The sequence below is a fragment of the Zobellia sp. 1_MG-2023 genome, from assembly GCF_030549125.1.
GTDB classification, from domain to species: Bacteria; Bacteroidota; Bacteroidia; order Flavobacteriales; family Flavobacteriaceae; genus Zobellia; species Zobellia russellii.
The window spans coordinates 530,026-555,018 of record NZ_JAUOSY010000001.1; the positions used below are offsets into that span (position 1 = coordinate 530,026).

General features: G+C 39.7%; 23 protein-coding genes. 21 read left to right on the plus strand and 2 right to left on the minus strand.

The features are described from left to right. The first annotated feature begins 35 nt into the window (after positions 1–35). The 21 genes from Q4597_RS02110 (at position 36) to Q4597_RS02210 (ending at position 23,849) form a co-directional block, all read left to right on the plus strand. Complete coding sequence (locus Q4597_RS02110) at positions 36–1,037, plus strand: MoxR family ATPase (RefSeq protein ID WP_215437203.1); 1,002 nt, start codon at positions 36–38, stop codon at positions 1,035–1,037. An 89-nt stretch (positions 1,038–1,126) separates the two neighbouring features. After that, positions 1,127–1,993: a DUF58 domain-containing protein gene (locus Q4597_RS02115; RefSeq protein ID WP_215437200.1), complete on the plus strand. Its 867-nt coding sequence runs from the start codon at positions 1,127–1,129 to the stop codon at positions 1,991–1,993. Further along, positions 1,993–3,657 (plus strand): hypothetical protein, encoded by a 1,665-nt coding sequence (locus Q4597_RS02120; protein ID WP_303404575.1) that lies wholly within the window; start codon positions 1,993–1,995, stop codon positions 3,655–3,657. Before Q4597_RS02115 ends, Q4597_RS02120 begins: the two co-directional genes overlap by 1 nt. Continuing rightward, positions 3,658–4,656: a VWA domain-containing protein gene (locus tag Q4597_RS02125; RefSeq protein ID WP_215913606.1), complete on the plus strand. Its 999-nt coding sequence runs from the start codon at positions 3,658–3,660 to the stop codon at positions 4,654–4,656. A 60-nt stretch (positions 4,657–4,716) separates the two neighbouring features. Further along, positions 4,717–5,763, plus strand: a complete 1,047-nt coding sequence (locus tag Q4597_RS02130; protein ID WP_303404576.1) for a VWA domain-containing protein — start codon at positions 4,717–4,719, stop codon at positions 5,761–5,763. Then, entirely contained in the window at positions 5,764–6,612 is an 849-nt protein-coding gene (locus Q4597_RS02135; RefSeq protein WP_303404577.1) for a tetratricopeptide repeat protein, read from the plus strand. Positions 6,613–6,653: 41 nt separating this feature from the next. Further along, positions 6,654–8,396, plus strand: a complete 1,743-nt coding sequence (locus Q4597_RS02140; RefSeq protein ID WP_303404807.1) for a BatD family protein — start codon at positions 6,654–6,656, stop codon at positions 8,394–8,396. Between the two features lie 33 nt (positions 8,397–8,429). After that, positions 8,430–9,188 carry a tetratricopeptide repeat protein gene (locus Q4597_RS02145; RefSeq protein ID WP_303404578.1) on the plus strand — a complete coding sequence of 253 codons (759 nt, stop codon included), beginning with the start codon at positions 8,430–8,432 and terminating at the stop codon, positions 9,186–9,188. Between the two features lie 59 nt (positions 9,189–9,247). Then, positions 9,248–9,544, plus strand: coding sequence for a hypothetical protein (locus Q4597_RS02150; RefSeq protein ID WP_303404579.1), 297 nt, complete (start codon positions 9,248–9,250; stop codon positions 9,542–9,544). A 76-nt stretch (positions 9,545–9,620) separates the two neighbouring features. Next, entirely contained in the window at positions 9,621–11,213 is a 1,593-nt protein-coding gene (locus Q4597_RS02155) for a SulP family inorganic anion transporter (protein WP_303404580.1), read from the plus strand. A 5-nt stretch (positions 11,214–11,218) separates the two neighbouring features. Further along, complete coding sequence (locus Q4597_RS02160) at positions 11,219–12,064, plus strand: universal stress protein (protein ID WP_215437185.1); 846 nt, start codon at positions 11,219–11,221, stop codon at positions 12,062–12,064. Positions 12,065–12,078: 14 nt separating this feature from the next. After that, positions 12,079–12,705 (plus strand): carbonic anhydrase family protein, encoded by a 627-nt coding sequence (locus Q4597_RS02165; protein WP_215437183.1) that lies wholly within the window; start codon positions 12,079–12,081, stop codon positions 12,703–12,705. Positions 12,706–12,800: 95 nt separating this feature from the next. After that, complete coding sequence (locus Q4597_RS02170; RefSeq protein ID WP_215913599.1) at positions 12,801–13,427, plus strand: carbonic anhydrase; 627 nt, start codon at positions 12,801–12,803, stop codon at positions 13,425–13,427. A 54-nt stretch (positions 13,428–13,481) separates the two neighbouring features. Beyond that, positions 13,482–15,362, plus strand: a complete 1,881-nt coding sequence (locus tag Q4597_RS02175; protein WP_303404581.1) for a SulP family inorganic anion transporter — start codon at positions 13,482–13,484, stop codon at positions 15,360–15,362. Positions 15,363–15,440: 78 nt separating this feature from the next. Further along, complete coding sequence (pheS, locus tag Q4597_RS02180; RefSeq protein WP_215913598.1) at positions 15,441–16,460, plus strand: phenylalanine--tRNA ligase subunit alpha; 1,020 nt, start codon at positions 15,441–15,443, stop codon at positions 16,458–16,460. A 9-nt stretch (positions 16,461–16,469) separates the two neighbouring features. Further along, positions 16,470–16,865 carry a hypothetical protein gene (locus tag Q4597_RS02185; protein ID WP_215437175.1) on the plus strand — a complete coding sequence of 132 codons (396 nt, stop codon included), beginning with the start codon at positions 16,470–16,472 and terminating at the stop codon, positions 16,863–16,865. A gap of 104 nt (positions 16,866–16,969) precedes the next feature. After that, positions 16,970–17,452, plus strand: coding sequence for a GbsR/MarR family transcriptional regulator (locus Q4597_RS02190; RefSeq protein ID WP_303404582.1), 483 nt, complete (start codon positions 16,970–16,972; stop codon positions 17,450–17,452). 101 nt (positions 17,453–17,553) lie between these two features. Further along, positions 17,554–18,639 (plus strand): efflux RND transporter periplasmic adaptor subunit, encoded by a 1,086-nt coding sequence (locus Q4597_RS02195; protein WP_303404583.1) that lies wholly within the window; start codon positions 17,554–17,556, stop codon positions 18,637–18,639. Positions 18,640–18,676: 37 nt separating this feature from the next. Next, positions 18,677–21,823: an efflux RND transporter permease subunit gene (locus tag Q4597_RS02200; RefSeq protein WP_215913595.1), complete on the plus strand. Its 3,147-nt coding sequence runs from the start codon at positions 18,677–18,679 to the stop codon at positions 21,821–21,823. Positions 21,824–21,830: 7 nt separating this feature from the next. After that, on the plus strand, positions 21,831–23,234 hold the full coding sequence (locus Q4597_RS02205; RefSeq protein ID WP_215913594.1) for a TolC family protein: 1,404 nt from the start codon (positions 21,831–21,833) through the stop codon (positions 23,232–23,234). A gap of 15 nt (positions 23,235–23,249) precedes the next feature. Then, entirely contained in the window at positions 23,250–23,849 is a 600-nt protein-coding gene (locus Q4597_RS02210; RefSeq protein ID WP_303404584.1) for a TetR/AcrR family transcriptional regulator, read from the plus strand. Here the strand turns inward: Q4597_RS02210 and Q4597_RS02215 are convergent. After that, positions 23,846–24,325, minus strand: coding sequence for a CYTH domain-containing protein (locus Q4597_RS02215; protein ID WP_215913592.1), 480 nt, complete (start codon positions 24,323–24,325; stop codon positions 23,846–23,848). The genes Q4597_RS02210 and Q4597_RS02215 overlap by 4 nt on opposite strands. After that, positions 24,318–24,992: an NAD(P)H-binding protein gene (locus tag Q4597_RS02220; RefSeq protein WP_215913591.1), complete on the minus strand. Its 675-nt coding sequence runs from the start codon at positions 24,990–24,992 to the stop codon at positions 24,318–24,320. Before Q4597_RS02220 ends, Q4597_RS02215 begins: the two co-directional genes overlap by 8 nt. Position 24,993 lies beyond the last annotated feature (1 nt).

Here is a 24,993-nt window from a genome sequence, read left to right on the forward strand (position 1 = left end):
TAACAACCGGCCCGAACCAAAATTTGTAACGAAATATGGAAGAAAATACTACGGTAGATATTAATGCGGTAAACGAAAAAATTGCACAGGAGAGTGCATTTATCGACCTATTAATATTAGAAATGAACAAAGTGATCGTTGGCCAAAAACACATGGTCGAAAGATTGCTTATTGGTTTACTAGGCAAAGGCCACATCTTGTTGGAAGGTGTTCCGGGTCTAGCAAAAACCTTGGCTATTAATACGCTCTCCAAAGCCGTTAAAGGTAGTTTTAGCAGAATTCAGTTTACGCCGGACCTTTTACCTGCTGATGTAACGGGTACGCTTATCTATAACATGAAGGAGAATGATTTTTCTATTAAGAAAGGTCCGATTTTCGCAAATTTTGTCCTCGCGGATGAAATTAACCGTGCTCCCGCCAAAGTGCAATCCGCGCTTTTGGAGGCCATGCAGGAAAAACAAGTTACCATTGGGGATGAGACTTTTACTCTAGACAAACCGTTTTTGGTTATGGCAACACAAAACCCGGTAGAACAAGAAGGAACTTACCCTTTACCGGAAGCGCAGGTTGACCGTTTTATGCTAAAGACCGTTATTGACTACCCCAAACTGAACGAGGAGCAGATGATTATGCGCCAAAATCTACTGGGGGCTTATGACAAAGTAAACCCTGTAGTAAGCATAGAACAAATTCTAAGTGCCCAAAATGCCGTTCGTGAGGTGTATATGGACGAAAAAATAGAGAAATATATCCTTGATATAGTTTTTGCCACTAGGTACCCTGAAAAATATAACCTTGAAGATTTAAAACCATTAATTAGTTTTGGTGCTTCACCAAGGGGTAGTATAAATTTGGGCACCGCGGCAAAATGTTACGCGTTCATTAAAAGAAGGGGCTATGTAGTTCCTGAAGACGTTAGAGCTGTTGTTCACGATGTATTGCGCCACAGAATAGGTATTACTTATGAGGCGGAGGCAGAGAATATTACTTCCGAAGAAATCATCAACAAGATTGTTAACGAGATCGAAGTACCTTAAAAGGTGGGCGGTTGGCAGATGTTGTCGGTAGTAATTGACGTCTTGTCGCTACCACTGAAAACTGCTTGCTGAAAACTGTTTGCTGAGAAATGGATACTAAAGAGTTACTAAAAAAAGTACGGAAGATCGAGATTAAGACGCGCCGTCTGTCCGATCATATATTTGGCGGGGAATACCACTCTACGTTTAAAGGGCGCGGTATGACCTTTAGTGAGGTACGCCAGTACCAATTTGGCGATGATGTCCGTAATATTGACTGGAACGTTACCGCTCGCTACAATGAACCTTACATTAAAGTTTTTGAGGAAGAACGGGAGCTCACCATGATGCTCATGGTAGATGTAAGTGGGTCCGAACTTTTTGGAACAAGCAACCAATTCAAGAAAGACGTCATTACAGAAATATCAGCCACCCTGGCGTTTTCCGCAATGCAGAACAATGACAAGGCCGGTCTTATTCTTTTTTCCGATCAGATAGAACTTTACATTCCACCTAAAAAAGGAAAGAGTCACGTACTACGTATTATTCGGGAGCTATTGGAATTCAAGCCCAAAAGCAATAAGACCAATGTTGCCGAAGCCCTTAAGTTTCTCAGTAGCGTAATGAAGAAAAAAGCCATAGTTTTTGTACTATCGGATTTTATAGCGGAGGATTATGAGAAGACCCTGAAAATATCGGGCAATAAGCATGATCTTACAGGTATACGGGTCTACGACGAGCACGAAGAAAGCATCCCCAATTTAGGTATGGTGCAGATGCAAGATGCGGAAACGGGAAAAATAAGCCTAGTGAACACACAGTCTAAAAGTGTGCGAAGGGCTTATGGGGCTTACTACCAGCAACGGGTAGATTATTTTCAGGAAACGTTTACCAAATCTGGCTGTGGTGTCCTAAGCTGTAGGGTAGATGAAAGTTATGTGAAAAAATTATTGGGTTATTTTAAGCGAAGAGGTTAATGCTAAAAAAATACTTTATAAACTCTAAAAACAATACTACATCGCTTTTAAAACGATGCTTTTTACTATGCGTTCTATGCATAGGTTTTTCTGCTTTTTCACAAACTAAACCCAAGGTTCACACCACTGTTGATACTACCTCTATTAAAATTGGTGAGCAGATAAAATTTACGGTTACAGTTGAAGCGGATACCACTGCACAGGTTATCTTTCCGGAAGGGCAAACCTTTTCCCCTTTAGAAACGGTAGAGGCGTTTGCCACGGATACCACACGTAAGAACGACCGTATGACATTGCAGAAAATCTACGCTCTTACTCAGTTTGATTCCGGCTCGTACAAAGTACCTGCACAGCGCATAGAAATTAACGGAGAAGGTTTCTTGACCGATTCTACCCAAGTGATAAACGTAGCCAACGTAGCCGTAGACACCTTAGCGCAAAAGATGTACGACATTAAACCGCTAATGGAGGTCGAAAAAAGCAACTCGCACCTGTGGAAAATCTTTTTAAGCATACTTCTTGTTCTATTGGTTATAGGAGCTTTGGTCTATTGGTTTTTCTTTAGAAAAAAACCGTTAACGGAGGAAGAAAAAGTAGCACTTCTACCCCCTTATGACCGGGCCATATTAGAGCTTAAAAACTTAGAAAAGTCTAAGTACCTTATTCAAGATGAGTATAAGGCCTATTACTCCGAACTAACGGATATTGTCCGCTCCTATCTAGAAGAAGATGTACATGTTTCTGCCTTGGAGAGTACCACAGACGAACTTATTACCAAACTGGAACTGTTAAGGGACGCTGGAGAGCTAAAAATAGACAACGATACACTTCAACAGTTCAAGCGCATTCTTCAGACTGCTGATTTAGTAAAGTTTGCCAAATCAAAACCGGATACCTCAGTAGCGGAACAACACCGCCAATCCATTGAGCAAATAGTTCATAAAACACACGAGGCCCTTCCCGAACCTACGGTTGAAGAATTAATGGAGCAGGAAGAATACAAAGAAGAACTCGAAAAGAAAAAGCAAAAGAAAAAGATTGTCTACGCCAGTTTAGCTATTGTTGGGGCACTTTTAATTGCAGGGATAGCAGCTACTGCCTATTATGGATTCACATATGTAAAAGACACCGTTTTGGGCCATCCTACAAAAGAATTACTGGAAGGGGATTGGGTATCCAGTTCCTACGGTTATCCTCCCATTAGCCTAGAAACACCCCAAGTTCTTAAAAGACAGGAGACCAAGCTTACACCAGATATGAAGGCCAACATAAAAGACCTTCAAATGTTCATGTATAGAAATGATGAAGGATTTTTTACAGTGGGTACCACATCTACGACACTAACACAGGAAGTGGAACCTGAATTCAACAAATCCATTGAAGCTTTTATTCAGAACTTAGAAAAACAAGGGGCAAAAAACATCATAACCAAGCAAGAAGAATTTACCACGGTTACAGGTGTAAAGGGCATAAAGGTTTTTGGTAGCGGTAAGTTTCCTGTTCCGGAATCCAAGGAGTTGGTAGACGGAGAGTATAGCATTTTGCTTTTTGGAGGCAAGGGTTTTCAACAGCAAATTATTATAAACTGGCTAGAAGGCGACACTTACGCCCAAGAAATAGTAGATAGAATTTTAGGCTCGGTAGAAGTAAAAACAGAATTATAGATGTTGGACAATATATCATTCGCAAATCCGGAATTTTTTTGGTTGCTATTACTGCTTCCACTGGCCGTGCTATGGTATTTTTACAAGCGTAAGGAACAGGTAGCCTCATTAAAAATACCTACGATAAAGGGCTTTGCGAATACCGGTTTTCTCCCAAAATTAAAGCCTTTGTTGTTTTTACTTCGGTTATTGGCCTTAACGGCTATAATCGTAGCGATGGCGAGACCGCAAACCGAGGATATATCAACGCGAACAAAAACTACCAAGGGTATAGATATTGTTATGGCCATAGATGTCTCGTCCAGTATGTTGGCAAGGGATCTTAAGCCCAATCGCTTGGCCGCCCTAAAAGATGTTGCGGCAGAATTTATTAAGGAACGACCCAATGACCGTATTGGTTTGGTTGCCTACGCAGGAGAAGGTTACACCAAAACACCCATAACAAGCGACAAATCTATTGTTCTAAGGGCACTGCGTGAAATCACGTACGGCCAACTAAACGATGGTACCGCTATAGGTATGGGTCTGGCTACCTCGGTAAATCGCCTAAAAGAAAGCAAAGCATCCAGTAAGATCATTATTTTATTGACGGATGGGGTAAACAATTCCGGTTTTATTGAGCCGCAGACCGCTGCAGACCTTGCTATTGAATTTGGCATTAAAACCTACACCATTGGTTTGGGCACAAACGGCAATGCCCTTTCTCCTGTAGCTTATAACAGCGACGGTTCCTTTAGATATGGCATGCGGCAGGTTGAAATTGACGAAGACCTCTTAAAAGATATTGCAAAAGTAACCGGAGGAAAGTATTTTAGAGCCACCGATAACGAAAAACTGGAGGCTATTTACGACGAAATAAACAAACTTGAAAAAACAGAAATAGAGGAGTTTAAATATTACAAATACGAAGAAAAATTTAGACCGTGGGTGCTTTTGGCAGGCGCGTTACTTCTATTGGAATGGCTCCTAAGAAATACGCTTTTCAGAAGTTTTATTTAAGAAATTTTTAGCGCAGTATTTCATAAACTTGTATTAGCTTCAAACCAGGAACAAAGCAGAATGATTCAATTAGACGAAAAAATATATTTCTATTTATTGGCCATAATACCGGTCATCATCGTCTTGTTTGTGCTTTTGCAACTTTGGAAAAAGCGCACGCAAAAGAAATTTGCCGAAACCCAACTGTTAAAACGCCTATCTCCGGACAAGTCCAATTTTAAATCCGGCTTAAAACTCTTGTTCTTTTTGTTAGGCCTGGCCTTTCTTACTTTAGGATTGGTGAATCCTAAAATTGGCACGAAATTAGAAACCGTAAAAAGAGAAGGGGTAGATGTGGTATTTGCGGTAGATGTCTCTAAAAGTATGCTGGCCGAGGATATTGCGCCTAACCGTTTGGAAAAAGCAAAACGTTTGGTTTCGGAAATCATCAATCAATTGGCAAGTGACCGTATAGGTATTATAGCCTATGCTGGGCAAGCGTTTCCACAATTGCCGATTACAACGGATTATGGCGCTGCTAAAATGTTCCTCCAAAGCATGAATACGGATATGCTTACCTCACAAGGAACCGCTATCAACGAGGCTATTAATCTGGCCACAACGTATTATAATGATGAAGAACAGACCAACCGGGTGCTTTTTATACTATCGGATGGTGAAGACCACTCGGAAGGCGATGCAAAAGATGCCGTGGAAAAAGCGGTAGAAGAGGGTATTCGTATTTTCACGATAGGAGTGGGCAAGACCAAGGGCGCTCCCATTCCCATAAAGAGAAACGGGGTTGTAGAAAGTTTGAAAAAAGATTCACAGGGCGAGGTGGTAATTACAAAATTGAACGAAGACGTTCTCATAGACATTGCGGAAGAAGGCAATGGTGAATATATTAACGGTGCCAATACAGAGGAAGCGGTAGAATACATAAAGGACCAGCTTCTTCAAATGGACAAGAAAGAGTTTGAAGCCAAGCAGTTTGCTGAATTTAAAGACCAATTTCAATGGTTTTTGGGTATTGGGCTGTTGTTTTTGTTATTGGATATATTTGTTCTGAATAAGCGCACTAAGTGGTTTAAAAAACTAAATCTATTCAACGAAAAAGAAATAGAATAAATGAGAAATATAATTTTCATATTGTTTTTTATCGGTTTCGTTTCTTTTGCGCAGGAAGAAGAAAAAGAACGCGAAAAGGCGCTTAATGAATCTAGGAATTTAACCTGGGAGGCAAACAAAGAGCTTTCCGAGGATAATTTTATAGATGCCGAAATAGATTACAGAAAGGCAATTGCCAAAAGTGACGAAAACTCAGCTGCTCCATACAATTTGGCTAATGCCTACTACAAAAAAGAGACGTATAGTGAAGCCTTTGGCCGCTATAAACAAGCAGGCGAACTGGCAACCAATAAGGCAGATAAACACCGTGCTTATCACAACATGGGCAATGTGTTCATGAAAAGAAAAGAATATCAAAAAGCGGTAGAAGCGTATAAAGAAGCCCTTCGCAACGACCCTAAAGATGAAGAAACGCGCTACAATCTAGCTTTGGCAAAAAAGATGCTCGAAAAGGAACAAGAGCAGAATGACCAAAACCAAGATAACAAAGACGACCAGGACAAGAACGAAGACCAAAAAGACGAAAACGAGGACAAGAAGGACGGCGACAATAAAGAAGAGAACCAAGACCAAGATAAAAAGGACGAAGGAGACGAAGGCGATAAGAACGAGGAAGAAAAAGACGAGAACAAAGAGGGCGAAGGCGATGAAAAGGAAGAAGAGAAAAAACAGCCTGACCAAGGCGATAAACCTCAAGAACAGCAACAACAACCTCGTCCTAACCAATTAAGCAAACAGCAAATCCAGAATCTTCTGGAAGCCATGCAGAACGAAGAGAAAAAAGTACAAGAAAAAATAGACGCCCAGAAAGTAAAAGGCGTTAAGGTTAAAAACGAAAAAGATTGGTAAAGACCAGTATACATAAAATCCTTTTGGCATTATTCTCTATAATGCTTGTTGTTTTTTCGGTAAGCGCGCAGGATGATGCGGCCATAACCTTTGAGATGAAACTTAGCAAAGAGAAGCTGGGTATAAATGAAAGGTTACGGATAGATTTTACCATGAACAAAGATGGTGATAACTTTAATCCGCCGGATTTTCAAGGTTTCAGGGTGTTGATGGGGCCATCTCAATCCATAAGCTCCTCTTGGATCAATGGTGTTCGTAGCTATTCCAAAACCTATTCTTACACCTTGGCACCAACGACCAGAGGTACCATGACCATTAAGCAGGCTACCATCGTTATTGATGGCAAAACTTATAAATCCTTACCAAAGGATGTTGAAGTTACAGCTGCCGTAGATAAGCCTAGCGATCAAATGACGGTAGATGACGTAGCAGACGAAAGCCTTCACTTAGTGGCAGAGGTTTCCAAAACGGACCCTTACCTAAACGAAGGTTTGAGCGTGGTTTACAAACTCTATGTGAGTCCGTCTATAAGTGTTTCCAATTACCAACCGCTAGACAACCCCAAGTACAATAACTTTTGGAGTCAAGATATTCCCGTTTCCAGACCGGTAGCCGAAAACGGCACCTATAAAGGAAAACCGTATAGATACGTCATACTAAAACGTGTGGTGCTCTATCCTCAGAAATCGGGCAAACTAGAAATAGAACCCCTGTCTCTAGATGTTACGGTAGATGTACCTTCCAACAAAAGAGATTTCTTTGGAGGCCGGATCTATTCACAGACCAACAAAACGGTTTCGGCCGGTAAACGCACCATTAATGTAAAGCCATTACCGGAGAAAGGAAAACCTGTAAACTTTAGTGGAGCCGTTGGTAATTTTGATTTTTCGGTGAGCACAAGCAAAACAGTTTTAAACGCTTCCGAATCTTTGCAGGCAAAAGTTGAGGTTAGCGGCAAAGGAAACCTAAAACTCTTTCAATTGCCGGAGCCAAATCTACCAGGTTCACTTGAGGTGTACGAGCCGGAATTTAATGAGAACGTACGCACTACCCTATCGGGTTCACAGGGTAAGGTAAGCAACAGTTATACCATTGTACCTTCATTTAAAGGTAAATACCCTATTCCCGGTATATCGTTCACATATTTTGACCCAAATGCAAAATCCTATAAAACCATTACATCGGACGAAATCGTAATCAATGTAAAAGAAGGTCCTACAAACTCTAGTATTGGTAGCTCACCTACGAACGGAACCAGTAACAAACAGGCAGTAGCCGTAGGAAATCAATTCAACTTCTTAAAACTGAGTTCTAATTTAACTCCTATTGGCTCTAGCACCTTTTTTGGCACAAGAAATTACTATCTGTGGTTGTTATTACCATTATTACTCATACCCTTAGCCATACTACTTGGCAAAAAACGGGACGCAATTGCGAGTGATGTGGTGGGCAATAAAGTGAGAAAAGCCAATAGATTAGCAAGAAAGTATCTTTCTAAAGCCAAAAAGGAACTGGGCAACAAAGAAGGTTTTTATATTGCCTTGGAAAAAGCGTTGCACAATTATTTAAAAGCAAAACTAAAAATAGAAACTTCGGAATTCAGCAAGGATAAAATAGCATCCCTCTTGAATGACAAACAGGTTGATAGTACTACCAACGAAGGATTTATTTCTTTGCTTAAAAATTGTGAAATGGCACGCTACAGTCCTTTTTCGGAAGTACAAATGCAACAGGATTATGACAAAGCCAGTGAAGTAATATCATATTTGGACAAGCAACTTTAAAAAAAAATACTAATTCAATTTGAAAATCACGAAGTGAAAAATATACTCTTCATACTTGTTTCCTTTCTTACCCTAACGGTTTCCGGCCAGAACAACGCTTTGTTCGATAAGGCCACGGAAGCTTATAATGTAGGGGAATACCAAAAGGCAGTAGACAGCTATTTAGAGATTTTGGAAAACGGTGAACATTCCGCAGAGCTATATTACAACTTAGGCAATGCTTACTACAAGCTTAACCAAGTTGCCCCAAGTATCTATTATTATGAAAAGGCACTTTTGCTGAAACCGAACGATAGCGAAATAAAGAACAATTTGGGGTATGCCCAAAACATGACTTTAGATGCCATTGATGAAATGCCTACAACGGGACTTTCTAAAATTTACGACAGTATTATTGGCACCTTAAGCTATGACCAATGGGCCTATATATCCATTGTGTTCATGATTCTTTTTGTGCTGTTGTATATTGCCTTCTATTATTATAACTATTCATCCAAAAAGCGACTTGCATTTATTTTTAGTATAATCTCGCTTTTGGTTATGGTAACTTCCGTAATCTTTGCTTTTCTTCAGCATAACAAATTTAAAGCAGACCAACCTGCTATAGTTTTTGCCAAAGAAGCTAGTGTTAAAGCGGAACCCAACAAAAGAGGACTTGAAACTTTTGCCCTCCATGAAGGCACAAAAGTTAATGTTTTAGAAGAACTGAACGATTGGAAAAAAATTCGCATTTCCGATGGCACTACAGGGTGGATTTCTGCGGATGACATAAAAATTCTCAAAGATTTTTAATATTTTCTTAACGAGGATTTAAATGGTTGGTGTTATATTTGCATTTGTTACAAACTTTTATGAGAATTTTCGCTCGTTTTCTTTTACTTTCTTTATGGCTATTTGCCATAATGGCTCCGAGTGTCATAACTTTAATGGATGTTGACAACCCCATTATTATAACAAACCTTAATGAAGAGGAGCAACAAGAAACGGTCAAAAAATCTCCCTTAGAGGAAAAATTCGTAAACGACAGTCACTTTGACTTCTCATTAATAGCGCTGTCAGAACAAGCTACTATGGGCCATTATTATACGATGGACTATATAGATTTTACACTTGAAATCCTCCTCCCTCCACCTGAACGTATAGGATAATATTTTTTCAGACATTGTATTCTATTATCTAAAAACTTGTCCTTAATTCGTATTAGGGACTCAACTATTTTATTGTATGTTCAAAAATTTGAAGAACGACCTTCCTGCAAGTGTCGTAGTATTTTTTGTAGCCTTACCTCTATGTTTAGGTATTGCCCTTGCCAGTGGCGCGCCATTATTTTCAGGCTTAATAGCCGGTATAATTGGAGGTGTAGTAGTTGGTGCCCTTAGTGGTTCCAACATTGGAGTAAGTGGCCCCGCAGCAGGATTGGCGGCCATAGTTTTAACCGCTATTGGAACATTGGGCGGTTTTGAAAATTTCTTAGTTGCAGTGGTTCTTGGAGGAATCATCCAAGTAGTATTTGGTGTTTTAAAGGCAGGTATTATTGGGTATTACTTTCCGTCCTCTGTAATAAAAGGCATGCTTACCGGTATTGGTATCATCATTATACTAAAACAGATTCCTCATTTCTTTGGATACGACCCAGATCCGGAAGGAGATTGGGCCTTTTTTCAAGTAGATGGTGAGAACACCTTCTCCGAGATTTTCAACACGGTCAACAATATTAGTCCAGGAGCAACACTTGTTGCCATAATTGGTCTTTCAATTTTACTTCTATGGGATAAAGTACTTTCAAAAAAAGGGAAAATATTTCAGTTGGTACAAGGGCCTTTGGTTGCCGTTGCAATAGGGATAATTTTCTTTATCGTAACTCAGAACAGTGAAGTTTTGGCTATTTCTTCGGACCACTTGGTAAGCGTACCAATTCCGGAAGATGCTGCCTCGTTCTTGGGCCAATTCAGTTTTCCTAATTTTGCTGCCATTACAAATCCTCAAGTTTGGATTACCGCATTTACCATTGCATTGGTAGCCAGTCTAGAAACCTTATTGTGCGTTGAAGCTACGGATAAGTTGGACCCGCAGAAAAATGTAACCCCTACAAACAGAGAGTTGCTTGCACAAGGTACGGGTAACATTCTTTCCGGTTTGATCGGTGGTCTTCCTATTACCCAGGTAATTGTTCGTAGTTCTGCCAATATCCAATCTGGAGGAAAATCAAAACTATCTGCAATTATACATGGTTTCCTTTTATTGATTTCCGTGATTCTTATACCAAGACTATTGAACATGATTCCTTTGTCCGTTTTGGCAGCCATCCTCTTTATTGTAGGTTACAAGCTGGCAAAGCCGGCCTTATTTGCCAAAATGTACAAATTGGGTTGGAAACAATTTGTTCCCTTTACGGTTACGGTAGCAGGAATTGTTTTTACAGATTTACTTATAGGTATTAGTTTAGGTTTGGCTGTTGGTATTGTAGTTATCTTGATCAAAAGCTACCAAAACTCGCATTTTCTTCACATTGAAGATGTAAGCAACGGAAAACACAAAATAAAAATGACGCTTGCCGAAGAAGTTACCTTTTTTAACAAAGGTGCCATTCTAAAAGAATTGGACAGTTTACCTAGAGACACCTATCTGGAACTAAACTTACTCCAAACAAGATATCTAGATTTGGATATCATTGAAATTTTGGACGATTTTTCCATAAAGGCCAAAGAGCGTAACATAGACATTCAACTCGTTTCAAAACGAGGTGTAGTAGAAAACCCGGATAGTTTTACTGAGTTTTTTAAAACAAGACCTAAATCAAAATTAAGTCTAAGCTAAATGTCATGGAAAAGGACAAAAACAGGATAGTTCTATTTTCCTCTTTGGGAAATAGTCTGCATAATCTTTTGAAGAGCTCCGTTAGCCTGGCAAAAATGGTTGATGGAGAGCTAGAGGTTTTCCATGTAAGGAAACCTATTGATATTATTAGAAAGGATAATCAATTATCGGCAATGCGGACCATAAACCGCGAATATATTTTAACCGATAAGCGAATGAAACGTATAGTATCACCTATTTCAGAGGATTATGGAGTTCCTATCAGTTATTCCAGTGCCTTTGGCAACGTTAAGACTGAAATTGCCCGGTATTTAGCAAACAACAATCCGGACATTATTGTCCTTGGCAGGAGAAAAGCAAGGCTTTTCAGAGCTGTTGATGATAGAATAGCTAATTTTGTTCTAACTATTTTTAAAGGGTCCGTAATGATCGTCTCCGAAGAAAATGGTCTAGAACCAGATATGAAAATTGGTATTGGAACATTAAACTGTTCCTCAGAATCATCTAGCTCTTCTTTTCTAGAAACGCTGTTTGCCTTTACGGATAGACCGTTAAAGTCTTTTAATATTGTAGAAGGCTCCAACATTAGACCAAAACCACAGGAGTTTTTAGGACAAAAAACCGTAGAGTACGTATTTGACTATAATGAAAATACGCTGAAACAACTTCCAACTTACTTATCCAATAGTAACATAAACCTGTTATTTGTTGAGAGAAAAAAGAAGGAATCAAAAGCTACAGCTTCAGCATTGAACATGTACAATAAGGTAAAGAAACTAGGAATTACCCTTATGATTGCCGGCGAGAAACGTCTGCACATTAAACATCAAAGTAATTTAAGAATAGCATAATTAAAATATAAAATATGAAAGCACATACTAAGGAAACACAAGCAACAATGACCCCGCAAAAAGCAGTACAGTTCCTTAAAGAAGGCAACCAACGCTTCCAAAATAATTTAAAGGCCAATAGAAACCTTTTGGAGCAAGTAAATGATACTAGCGAAGGACAATTTCCGTTTGCAACCATTTTGAGCTGTATAGATTCTAGGGTTTCGGCAGAATTGGTTTTTGATCAAGGTCTTGGCGATATTTTTAGTATTCGTATAGCAGGTAACTTCTCCAATGAAGACATTCTTGGAAGTATGGAATTTGCTTGTAAACTAGCCGGCACCAAATTAATTGTTGTATTGGGCCATACTAGTTGTGGTGCCATCAAAGGTGCTTGCGATCATGCTAGATTGGGCAACCTAACCAAACTGATCAATAAGATAGAACCAGCTGTAGACGAGGTTAAAGAACCAGCAGATGAAAGCCAGAGAAACTCCAAAAACCTTGAATTTGTTGATAAGGTTTCAGAAAAAAATGTGCTTTTAACTATTGAAAATATACGTAAAGAAAGTCCTGTTCTTGCAGAAATGGAAGACAAAGGAGAAATTAAGATAGTTGGGGCCATGTACGACATATCCAACGGCGAAGTAACTTTCTACTAGTATATTGAATTTTAGACAGGTTAAAAGGCCAATAACGGTGTTGGCCTTTTAACTATATTTCTGTAGAATTCTCCTTACTTTACCAAAAAAATATAATGGATTTAGACACTGTTTTTGAGAATAACGAAAAGTGGATTGCTGAGAAACTAGAGACTAATTCAGATTATTTTAAGGAACTGGCCGTAGGGCAAAATCCAGAACTGCTTTATATAGGCTGTTCGGACAGTAGGGTTACAGCAGAAGAAGTTATGGGTGCCAAACCTGGAGAGGTTTTCGTACATCGTAACATTGCGAACATGGTAATCAGTATTGATTTAAATGTTCTATCTGTAGTAAAATATGCCGTAGACTATTTAAAAGTAAAACACATTATAGTCTGTGGGCATTATGCATGTGGAGGGGTAAAAGCCGCCATGCAATCTGCAGATTTAGGGGTTTTAAACCCATGGTTGCGTAATATACGCGACGTATATCGTCTTCATAAGGAAGAACTTAACGCAATTGAGGACGAAACAAAGAAATATGACAGGTTAGTTGAACTTAATGTAAAGGAACAATGTGTAAACCTGATTAAAACCGCGGTGGTGCAAAAAGCATATCGCGACCACGGATTGAAAGTTCACGGATGGATATTTGATGTCCACACCGGAAAGCTAATAGACCTTAAGATAGATTTTGAAGGCTATCTTAGAAACATAATGGAAATCTATCATTTAGATTGATCAAAACCATTCTGTTACTCCTTAAACTAACATATTACCATTAATCTTGACTCTATGAAAAATCTTTTCTCAAACTTTAAAGGAGATCTATTTGGAGGGATAACAGCAGGTATTGTTGCTCTTCCCTTGGCATTAGCTTTTGGTGTTAGCTCAGGCCTTGGGCCAAGCGCCGGTCTCTATGGAGCTATATTCATCAGTTTTTTCGCGGCTCTTTTTGGTGGTACCAACACCCAGATTTCCGGCCCAACAGCGCCAATGACCGCGGTAAGTATGGTTGTTATAGCAGGTATAATAGCAATCAATGATGGAAGTTTGGAAAAAGCGCTACCTGCAATCTTGGTTGTTTTTCTATTGGCCGGTCTTATGCAGATAGGCTTGGGGTTATTGGGTATTGGTAAATACATCCGCTATATTCCATATCCCGTTGTTTCCGGATTTATGACCGCAATCGGAGTTATTATTTTGGTAACCCAAATACTTCCCGCAATTGGCTATTACCCTAAAGAAGACGAGGCTTTTGTAGAGCAATACAAACCTATGGCCGAAGAAATTATCTTGGACAATATTTTAAAGGAAGAGGCAGGAGAAGGCATTCTTGTTCTGGAAAACTTTGAGGAGACCATTAAACGAGCGGAAGGAATTACCGAGGAAGATATGCTAAAAGAAGCACGTACTTTGGCAAAATCCGAAGCTTCTGGAGTATTGGGAGCCATTAAGGTAATGCCAAGAGCACTTCAAAATATTAACTGGTTAGAGTTTGTTCTGGCACTAACCACCATTGCCATTATCTATGGTTTTAAAAGAATAACTACGGCTATCCCAAGTGCATTGGTGGCCTTGATCGTGGTATCGGGCGTGGCTTATGGTTTTGGTTTAGATTACAGGCCTATTGAGGAAATTCCAAGCGGATTTCCGGTTCCAAACTTGGGTATATTTACCAGTTTTGAGCTAAGTTCCGTAACGCCATACATTTTTACCGCATTAACATTGGCGTTGTTAGGAGCCATTGACTCCCTCTTGACCTCTGTAGTTGCGGATAATATGACAAAAACAAAACATCAACCTAACAAAGAGTTGGTGGGCCAAGGAATAGGAAATAGTATTGCCGCCATTTTTGGTGGAATTCCCGGCGCAGGTGCCACCATCCGTACTGTGGTAAATATTAATGCCGGTGGAAAAACCAAATTGTCCGGTATGGTTGCCGGAGTTCTGCTGCTCGTTGTTCTCTTAGCTCTTGGACCGGTTGCTTCACAGATTCCCGCTGCCGTATTGGCCGGAATTTTAGTAACGGTAGGCATAGGTGTTATGGATTACAAAGGATTGAAAGCTATACCCAGTCTTCCTAAAGACATGAGTTTAGGGCCTATAAAATTCAGTTCAGAAGTTATTATAATGCTGGTTGTACTGGTACTTTCTTCTGTTTGGAACTTGGTCTATGCAGTTGGTGTTGGTCTGGTAATTGCCTCCTTAATGTTCATGAAAAAGATGGGCGACCTTACTGCGGAGCGGTCTGATGTAAAGTCTTTGGAAAAAGAACAAGGATGGGCAGATGAGAAAAGTTTCCCCAAAAACTTAAAAGAAACGGTCTTTATCAAACACCTAAAAGGACCTTTGTTCTTTGGTTCTACCAGTGAATTTCAGATTTTAGCAGACCAAATTCCTAGATCGGCGTCTACGGTAATCATTAGAATGGACCGCATGCAATATATGGATCAATCCGGTCTTTATACCTTGGAAGACGTGCTTATAGATTTACACAACTCCAATATAGAGGTTCTGTTCGTAGATGTACTTCCACAACCGCGCTACATGATGGAACGTGTAGAACTCATTCCTGATTTAATTCCTGCAGAACATATTTTTGACACCTTTAATGAATGCCTGCAGTACTTGACACACAAGACATCCGAGCAAAATATTGAGGCCTCAGCATAGAATTTAGACCAATTTATGATGAATTATGTATTCGGTAATGCCGCAAATGTCCTAAATTTGCGGCTTTAGCCGAACATCATGATCGATACCATAAAAAAGCACATTACTGAGGTAGAAAAGTTTACCGCTACCACTAAAGAGGAACTGGAAAGCTTCCGTATAAAATACTTAGGTAAAAAGGGACTTTTGAACGATTTCTTCGCTGAATTCAAAAATGTACCCAATGAGCAAAAAAAGGAATTCGGCCAAACCATAAATCAGCTTAAGCAGACCGCAAACGAAAAGCTGAATACCTTACGAGATGCCCTTGAAAGCAAAACCGAAGAAAAAGGCATATATGGCGATTTAACCCGCCCAGGGGAACCTTTAGAACTTGGTGCCAGACACCCCATCTCTATTGTAAAGAACCAAATTATAGATATTTTTTCCAGAATAGGTTTTAATGTTTCAGAGGGACCGGAAATTGAAGATGACTGGCACAACTTTACCGCCTTGAACCTACCGGAATATCACCCTGCAAGAGATATGCAGGACACTTTTTTCGTTCAAACAGATCCGGATATCCTATTGCGTACGCACACTTCGTCCGTACAGGTTAGGTATATGGAAAACAATAAACCACCAATACGTACCATTTCTCCGGGAAGAGTATATCGTAACGAAGCTATTTCGGCCCGTTCACATTGCTTTTTCCATCAAGTAGAAGGTCTTTATATTGATAAGGACGTTTCTTTTGCAGATTTAAAGCAAACCCTTCAGTTCTTTACAACGGAACTTTTTGGTAAATCAAAAATTAGACTACGCCCTTCATATTTCCCTTTTACAGAGCCTAGTGCCGAAGTAGATGTGTATTGGGGACTTGAAACCGAAACCGATTACAAAATGACAAAAGGTACCGGATGGCTAGAGATTATGGGCTGTGGTATGGTAGACCCTAATGTACTGGACAACTGTGGTATTGACTCCAAGGAGTACTCTGGTTTTGCATTTGGTATGGGAATAGACAGAATTGCCCTGTTGCTTCACCAAATCTCCGATATTCGCTTATTAAGCGAAAATGATGTGCGTTTCTTAGAACAATTTAAAAGCGCACTTTAACCCAGCGTTGTGAAGAAAGATATTGAAATACCTATTGCCAAAGATGTTCACGTTGCCATAATCCGTGAGTGGAACGACGATTTTCTTTCAAAAGACTGGAACGCGTACATTATAAATAATAGAACGGACCAGATTGAATTAACGATTGTGGTCTCCAAAGGATTTGATGCAGAGCGAAAAACATCTACTATGCGCCATGGCATTGGTACCATTCTACCCAAATCTTTTAAAAAAGTAGAAATGCTCCTTGAAGATGTGCTAGCATTGGACAATGAGTTTTTTGTTACTTTCTTCGCCGAGGGCAAACTTTTTGAAAAACGCTTCTTATTTCCCAAGAATACTATCTCCGAGAAAGACCTAGGGCCCATCCCCATCATTGAAAAGGAAGGCATATTAGCTCCTTAAATTCTTTCGCTAACAAAATTTTAACGCCTTTTAGGAATATTTAAGTTCTTTTGGTTTGTTTGTTTCCGAACTAATACTACCTTTGCCCCTTCAATATTTTGATTATGAACAGAGAAGAAAGCAAAAAGTTATTAATTGAGGACCTAGGGATTCATTTTGAGAATGAATATTCCCTTCCTCCATTAGCTGCAAGAATTTTTGCTAACCTCGTTATTACAGAGGAAGACGGACTCACTTTTGAGGATTGTCTTACTAAACGTGGTGCCAGTAAAAGTTCTATCTCTACATCGCTAAACCTCCTTTTACAAATGGACTTTGTAAAGTACTTTACAAAGTCAGGAGACAGAAAACGATACTTTAAAGTTGCTGAAAAAGACGCCTTTTTTATAAACAAGCTCAATACAGTCCTTAAAAAACTTGAAAACGAGTCTGAAATGATTGAAAAAGTTGCAGCTTACAATGAGGCCTTTAATCCTGAGAAACATGAAGCTAATAAGGCAAGAAAAGATATCTATCTCAAATGTGTAGAACAAGCTAAAGAAATTTACAGAAAGACAATTATAGACCTTAAAAACTCTAACAACTAATTTTTTTGAACAAATGGTTCGTTTTTTACCGAACATTCAGAATTAACAAAACCTTAACAACATTCAATCAACAATTCAATACAAGTAAAACTCCATCTAAAATGAAAAAGTTATCAATTATAGGATTATTAAGCGCCGCACTCCTTTTGAGTTCGTGTTTTGGAACAACTCCAACTTCTCCCGCTGGTGCCGCTGCTCCACCTCCACCAAGTTTAAAGGTTGGTGAACTAAAGTCACAGGACATTACAGTTTATAATGAATTTTCTACTACTCTAGAGGGAAAGCAAAATGTAGAAATATGGCCAAAAGTATCTGGTTTTGTTCAGGAGGTTTATGTAGAAGAAGGTCAGAAAATAAAAAAGGGCCAACTGCTTTTTAAATTGGAAACACAAACCTTGAACCAAGATGCAAATGCTGCCAAAGCATCAGTAAACGTTGCACAGGTAGAAGTAAACAAGCTAAAACCTTTGGTAGAAAAAGGTATTATTAGCGAGGTTCAATTAGAAACTGCAAAAGCACAACTTGCTCAAGCTCAAGCTAATTACCAGAGCGTTACCTCAAACATTGGCTACTCGCGTATTACGAGCCCGGTTGACGGTTACATTGGTGAAATTCCCTTTAAAATAGGCGCTCTTGTAAGTTCAAACATGAGCAAACCATTAACTACGGTTTCAGATGTCAGCCAAGTACGGGCTTATTTTTCAATGAACGAAAAAGAGTTGCTGAAGTTAAAAGAGTCTATGCCTAAAAATGATAAGAACCTTATGGATGTTGATAAAGCACCAGAAGTTACACTTGTCATGATAAACGGAGAAGAATATCCTGAGCCCGGTAAAATTGCCATGATCAACAGTATTATAAACGGTACTACCGGTAGTGTTACCGCACGTGCAGATTTTGACAATAAAAATAACTTGCTAAGTAGTGGTAGTACTGGGAAAATTAAAATTCCAACTGTTTATAAGGACGCTTATGAAATTCCACAAACGGCTACTATTGACCTTCAGGGGAAAAAGCTGGTCTATGTAGTAAAAGAAGACAACACTGTAACCACAATGCCTTTAGATATCGTAACCACCACTCAAAAAGGTTTTGTTGTGGAAAACGGCATAGATAAAGGAACTACCATTGTTCTAGAAGGTGTAACTAAAATAAAAGACGGTATGGCCATTAGTCCGGTCAAATAAGAAACCGCAATTCAACAAAACACATAAATAGAGAACAATGTTTCAGAAATTTATAGATCGTCCCGTACTGTCTACGGTTATATCGATTATTATAGTTATTCTAGGTATACTAGGTTTAACGACCCTACCTATTGAAGAGTATCCGGAAATTGCGCCACCTACCGTGCAAGTAACAAGTACCTACACCGGAGCAAATGCAGAAACGGTACTTAAGAGTGTTGTTATACCGTTAGAGGAGCAAATAAACGGTGTGGAGGATATGTTGTACATGACCTCCAGTGCCAGTAACGACGGTGCCGCTACCATTAACGTCTTTTTTAAGTTAGGTACGGATCCGGATATTGCCGCGGTAAACGTTCAGAACAGGGTGGCTAGGGCCAATAGTGTTTTACCACAGGCCGTAGTACAAACGGGTGTTATTACTCAAAAGTCGCAAACCAGTGCATTGTTGTTCTTTTCTTTATTCTCGGATAATGATGATTATGACGCAACCTTTGTAGAAAACTACGCCAGAATTAACATTGTACCCAAATTACAACGTATAGAAGGTGTTGGTAACGTTACCGTTTTTGGTTCTAAGGATTACTCTATGCGTATCTGGTTGAACCCAGAAAAGATGGCGGCCTACAAGCTTATGCCTTCGGATATTCAAAATGCCCTTAGAGAGCAGAACCTTGAGGCTGCAACTGGTAAAATTGGTGAAAATGCCGATGGAGTTTACGAATACGTTTTAAAGTATAAAGGACGTCTTTCGGAAGAAGCCGAGTATGAGAATATCATTATAAAAGCACAAGAAAACGGACAGTTTTTAAGACTTAAAGATGTTGCCGAAGTAGAATTGGGTGCATTTAACTATGGAACAAAAAACGAAGGTATGGGCAAGCCCGGTACTGCCGTTGGTATTTTCCAAACATCGGGCTCTAACGCGAACGCTATTATTGATGAAATTCAAACCATATTGGATGAAAGCAGCCAAGATTTTCCTAAAGGTCTGGATTACGTAATTCCTTATAACACTAAAGATTTCTTAAGCGCATCTATAGAACACGTAGTACAGACTTTAATAGAAGCCTTTCTATTAGTGTTCTTAGTGGTTTTCATATTCCTACAAGATTTTAGATCTACGTTAATACCTGCTATTGCCGTTCCGGTTGCGATTATTGGTACGTTTTTCTTCCTATCGCTCTTTGGGTTCTCAATTAACATGTTAACCTTATTTGCAATGATTCTGGCCATTGGTATTGTGGTGGATGATGCCATTGTGGTGGTCGAAGCCGTCCATGCCAAAATGGAGGAAGGCGCAACCAACGCCAAAACGGCTACCAAATCTGCAATGTCCGAGATTTCAGGTGCAATTATCTCTATCACCTTGGTTATGTCCGCTGTGTTTATTCCGGTATCGTTCATTAGTGGATCATCGGGTGTGTTCTATCAGCAATTTGGTATAACATTGGCTATTGCCATTCTAATTTCGGCAGTAAACGCCTTAACGTTGAGCCCTGCATTGGCCGCGTTGTTGCTAAAACCGCACAATCCGTCCGAGGAACATAAAAAAGGAATTTCAAAACGTTTCTTTTCGGCCTTTAACACCGGTTTTAATGCGATTACCGATAAATATGTTGGTTCCGTAAAATTCATTGCCAAAAGAAAATGGGCCACTTGGGGGTCTATTGCAGTGTTTGGGGTTATAGCGTATATGCTATTCCAATCCACACCTACAGGGTTTATTCCAAATGAAGATAAAGCTATTGTTTTTGCCGATGTTACTATGCCTCCGGGAACAACATTGGAACAAACACAGAAAACCGTTAAAAAATTAGATTCTATTTATGCTTCAATGGACTTGATCAAGGCCAGAATGAACATCACAGGATTTAGTATCCTTAACAGTGTTAACGGTGGTTCTTACGGTTTCTCCGTACTTAGACTAAAAGATTGGGGAGAACGAGAAAGTGATAATGAATCCGTACAAGCGGTCGTAGGGCAATTGTTCGCAAAAACGGCAGGCATCAAAGACGCCAAAATATTCTTCTTTACGCCACCTAGTGTACGTGGTTTTGGTAACTCTACCGGTTTTGAGATGAACTTACAGAGTAAAGATGCAGACGATTGGCAAACCGTAAACAAAGTTACCAATGAATTTTTGGCAGCTATAAATGCAAGACCGGAAGTTCAATACGCCATTACCAACTTCAATGCTAATTTCCCTCAATACGAGTTGGAGGTAGATGTTGAGAAGACTAAAATGGCCGGTTTGGCCGTAACGGATGTATTTAGCGCTATGCAAGGCTACTATGGTGGGCTTTATACCACGGACTTTAACAAATTTGGTAAGCAGTACCGTGTTATGATCCAAGCCAAACCTGAAGATAGGGCAGATGAAAATTCATTGAACCACATTTTCGTTACGAACGCCAATGGAGAGTCGGTTGCCGTATCTCAATTTGTATCGTTAAAGAAAATTTACGGTCCTGAGGTAGTGAGCAGGTTTAACCTATTGAGTTCGGTTAAGATTAACGGAGCCATGAATCCTGGGTATTCTACTGGTGATGCTATTAAGGCTATTGAAGAGGTTACGGCACAAGTATTGCCAAATAACTACACCTACGAATACTCTGGACTTACCAAGGAAGAGAATAGCGCAGGTAGCCAAACGGTTCTAATCTTTATTTTGAGCTTGGTTTTCGTATACTTCTTGTTAAGTGCTCAATACGAATCCTATATCCTACCATTATCCATATTACTGTCCTTACCAATTGGTATTGCAGGAGCAATAGGTTTTGTAAGCGTAGCTGGTTTGGAGAACAATATCTATTTCCAAATTGCCCTGATCATGTTAATCGGTCTTCTCTCTAAAAATGCCATTCTTATCGTAGAATTCGCATTGCAGCGTAGAAAACACGGTATGTCTATTATTGATTCTGCCATAGATGGTGCCAAAGCACGTTTAAGGCCAATTTTAATGACATCCTTCGCCTTTATCCTTGGTTTAATGCCATTGGCGCTGTCATCAGGTATAGGTGCCGTAGGTAACCGATCCATTGGTATGAGTGCAGTTGGAGGTATGTTGATAGGTACCATATTTGGTGTATTTGTAATACCGGCGCTATATGTCATTTTCCAGACCATCCAAGAGCGTATTACCGGTGCGCCACAAGAAACTATTGAAGAAATAAAGAACTAGAGAAATCATGAAGAAATTAGTAATGAATAAATTCTTATTGGTGGCCCTGCTCCCGCTCTTGCTACAATCTTGTTTTGTAGCCAAAAACTATGAGCAACCAGAGGTCCAAACAGAAAACCTATATAGAACGGATAACCTGCCACAGGACAGTGTATCCTTCGCATCGGTTTCTTATAAAGACCTTTTTACGGACCCTTATTTAAAGACCTATATTCAAAAGGGACTTGACAATAATTTGGACATTCGTATAGCCCTGCAGAATATTGCAGCGGCTGAGGCTTACGTAAAACAAGGAAAAGCGGGTTATTTGCCTACATTAAACGGTGCTGCAAGTGCCACTAGAACGGCAAGAACAAGTGAGAACGGACAATTTGGAAGTTTCTTTACGCAACCTTTTAATCAATATGAAACTTCGGGTACGGTTTCCTGGGAGGCCGATATTTGGGGTAAAATTAGAAGCACAAAGCGAGCTAGTGATGCCAGTTACTTGCAGACTGTTGCCGCTCATCAAGCGGTAAAAACAAGTTTAGTGGCGCAGATAGCAACAACGTACTATCAAATGTTGGCATTGGACGAACAAATTTCCGTTACAGAGGAGACCATTGAAAACCGTGTAAAAAGTTTGGAAACCATTACGGCTCTTAAAGAAGCCGGGCAAACCAATCAAGTGGGTGTGGACCAAACCGCAGCACAACTTTACAGTGCTCAAAGTCAATTGTTAGACCTTAAGAACTCACTATTCAAAACGGAAACAACATTAAGCATTTTATTGGGCGAGCAACCTCAAACATACGAACGAGGTACACTTGCCGATCAAACTATAACTGGCGATATGTCTTTAGGTGTTCCTGCATTATTGCTTAGAAATAGGCCGGATATCATGCAAGCCGAATATAGCTTGGTAAATAACTTTGAATTGACCAATGTAGCAAGAAGCAACTTCTACCCGTCCATTACGTTATCGGCGCAAGGTGGTTTTCAAAGTTTGGAGTTGGACAATTGGATAGATAGCAGTTCTATCTTTGCCAATCTTATTGGAGGTCTAACCCAACCTATTTTTAACGGAAGAAAAGTAAGAACAGCCTATGAGGTGGCACAAGCGCAACAAGAGCAAGCCTTATTAACCTTTAAAAAGGCTTTGCTTACTGCTGGAAAAGAAGTTTCGGATGCGCTTTACGATTATAACACAGCCGTAGAAAAAGAAGCTTATGTTACCAAGCAAGTGGTTGCTTTAAAACGCGCAGAGACCAATTCAGAAGAATTATTGAACAGTGGTTACTTAACCTATTTAGACCTATTGACCGCCAGGGAGAACTGGCTGAATGCAGAACTAAGCTTGATAAATAACAAGTTTGGTCAGTTATCGGCAACAGTAGACCTGTACCGTTCCCTTGGTGGCGGATGGCATTAATCACTTGTAAGGCACATGATCAACAAAGACCTGTTTTTAGAATTTGCCCTTTCTAAATTTGTCCAGTTCGGTAGTAAACGATTTACTTTGGATGAGCTTGCGAATGAAATGGGTATGTCAAAAAAAACGATATACGAGAATTTCGCCAGCAAAGAAGTTATAATCCAAGAAAGTCTTGATCTATTTCTGAACAAGACCAGGTCTAAAATGGATCAATGTGTCAAAAGAGAAAAATCCAATCCTATTTTGGCTGTAATAGCAGTGTACAAAATAGGACTGGATTCTCTTAAAAATTTTAGTCCGGCTTTTTTATATGGATTACGAAAATATTATCCTAAGGTTGATAGCTATTTCAATCACTTTAGGGCAGACTATATTCACACTACAGTACGTGATCTTCTATTGCGAGCACAAGAACTGGGTCATATTAAAAAAGACATCAATGTAAATGCAATTTGTCTTCTTTACTTAGAGCGGTTGCCCCTCCTGATTTTTACGGAAGAGAATTTGTTTGAAAAGTTTTCGGTCGAAGAAATTCTAAAAACCTTTATAGTCCACAACATAAGGGGAATAGCCACCCTAAGTTACTTGGAAAAGAACGACCACCTACTCTAATCCTTTACCTCCCAATCTTTAAAAGGGTGTTTACTCAACTGGGAATTATAATATTTGGTAACACCGGAGACCTCTTCACCCAACCATTCCGGCGTTTCAAAGTTTTCATTTTCTGAGGATAGTTCTACCTCTGCTACCGTAAGTCCTTCATTATCCCCAAAGAACTCATCTACTTCAAAGGTATGTGTCCCAATTTTTACTTCATACCTAATTTTATCTATGCAACCGGGTTCGGCCAGTTTTAATAGGGCTTCGGCCTCAACAACCTCAATTTCTTTTTCCCATTCAAAGCGGGAAACACCTGTATCGTTGCCCTTTCCCTTAACGGTTAAAAAACCTTCATCTCCCTTGATCCGCACCCGTACGGTACGCTCGGGGTCCGTGTTCAAAAACCCTTGAACAATTCGTTTTTTAGATATAGCCTGACTTTGGTACGCCGTAGACGTAACCAAAAATTTACGCTCAATTTCAATCACTTTCTGTTGCTATTTTTTTAATCTTGTCAGATTCTATTATACGTTCCTCATATCCTGAATTTGCCACAGTCAACATAGCTTCCGCAATAGCTTCCGGCTTAATGGAGCGGTATTTCTCCAACGGACCCGCCAAAACAAGATTCACTACTTTCATAAGCTGCTTGAACAAAAATTCTCCCATTCGCTTTTCTTCTCGTTTGCCACCAATTAAGGAAGGTCTAAAGATATAAGTGTTCATAATTCCTTGGGCTAAAACAGCATCTTCCATTTCACCCTTTACCCGATTATAAAAAACACTGCTTTTTGCATTCGCCCCCATTGCGGAAACTACTAAAAAAGTGAGGATTCCATTGGAACGGCAAAGTTTTACGGCGGTTGTAGGAATTCCGTAATCAATATCCTTATACACCGTTTTATTGGGTGTCTTGGATTTGGTAGTACCGATGCAGCAGAAAACCTCGTCTCCGGTAAAATGCGATTTAAACTGCTTCAGCTGCATTAAATCGCCCAAGTGCTCTTCCAATTTATCATGGGAAACGCCCACGGTGGAACGGGAAAACAGTTTTACCTTTTCGTAACGGTCATCTGCTAATAAAAGCTGAAGCAAAATGCCTCCGGTAAGACCGGTTGCCCCTAGTACTATTGCTGTTTTTCTTTGTGTTTCCATC